Genomic DNA, 1048 nt, shown 5'->3' with positions numbered 1-1048 from the left:
GCGGGCGAGGGTGACGTGTTCATCTCGGCCGGCGTGGAGACCGTCAGCCGTTTCGGGAAGGGCAACGCCGACGGGCTGCCCGACACCCAGAACCCGGTCTTCGCCGACGCCGTGGCCCGTACGGCACAGCGGGCCGAGGGCGGCGCCGCGCCGTGGGCCGACCCGCGTGCCAACGCGTCGCTGCCCGATGTGTACATCGCCATGGGTCAGACCGCCGAGAACGTCGCGCAGTACACCGGGATCACCCGCGCCGAGCAGGACGCGTTCGGCGTGCGCTCGCAGAACCTGGCCGAGAAGGCCATCGCGAACGGTTTCTGGGCCACCGACATCACCCCGGTGACGCTGCCCGACGGCACGGTGGTCGGTGCCGACGACGGACCCCGCGCGGGCGTCACGCTGGAGGCGGTGAGGCAGCTGAAGCCGGTGTTCCGGCCCGACGGCACCGTGACGGCGGGCAACTGCTGCGCGCTCAACGACGGCGCGGCCGCGCTGGTGATCATGTCCGACACCAAGGCCAGGGATCTGGGTCTGGTGCCGCTGGCGCGGGTGGTCAGCACGGGCGTGTCCGGGCTGTCGCCGGAGATCATGGGTCTTGGCCCGATCGAGGCGTCCAAGCAGGCGCTGCGCCGTGCCGGTCTCACCATCGACGACATCGACCTGGTCGAGATCAACGAGGCGTTCGCCGTGCAGGTGCTCGGTTCGGCGCGCGAGCTCGGCATCCCCGAGGACAAGCTGAATGTCAACGGTGGCGCGATCGCGGTGGGTCATCCGTTCGGCATGACCGGTGCCCGCATCACCAGCACCCTGATCAACTCGCTGCGTTTCCACGACAAGCAGTTCGGGCTGGAGACGATGTGTGTCGGTGGCGGCCAGGGTATGGCCATGGTGTTGGAGCGGCTGTCGTGACCGGCCGGTTCGCGGGCAAGACCGCGATCGTCACCGGCGCCAGCCGTGGAATCGGGCTCGGCATCGCGCAGCGGCTGGTCGACGACGGCGCGAAGGTCGTCATCACCGCCCGCAAGAGGGACGCCCTGGACGAGGCCGTCGA

2 protein-coding genes are annotated in these 1048 nt (G+C 70.2%); both read left to right on the top strand.

What is annotated here, in order from left to right:
* Positions 1-906 (top strand): acetyl-CoA C-acyltransferase (locus AB0H56_RS31950; protein ID WP_357170545.1); only part of this gene is annotated, 906 nt, incomplete at its 5' end.
* A partial coding sequence (locus AB0H56_RS31945) for an SDR family NAD(P)-dependent oxidoreductase (protein ID WP_357170548.1) occupies positions 903-1048 on the top strand: 146 nt, incomplete at its 3' end. The genes AB0H56_RS31950 and AB0H56_RS31945, both read left to right, overlap by 4 nt.

Source organism: Nocardia sp. NPDC050717 (assembly GCF_040654275.1).
GTDB lineage: Bacteria > Actinomycetota > Actinomycetes > Mycobacteriales > Mycobacteriaceae > Nocardia.
Note: the sequence above shows the minus strand (reverse complement) of the source record. Positions and strands in the feature narration are given on the sequence as shown.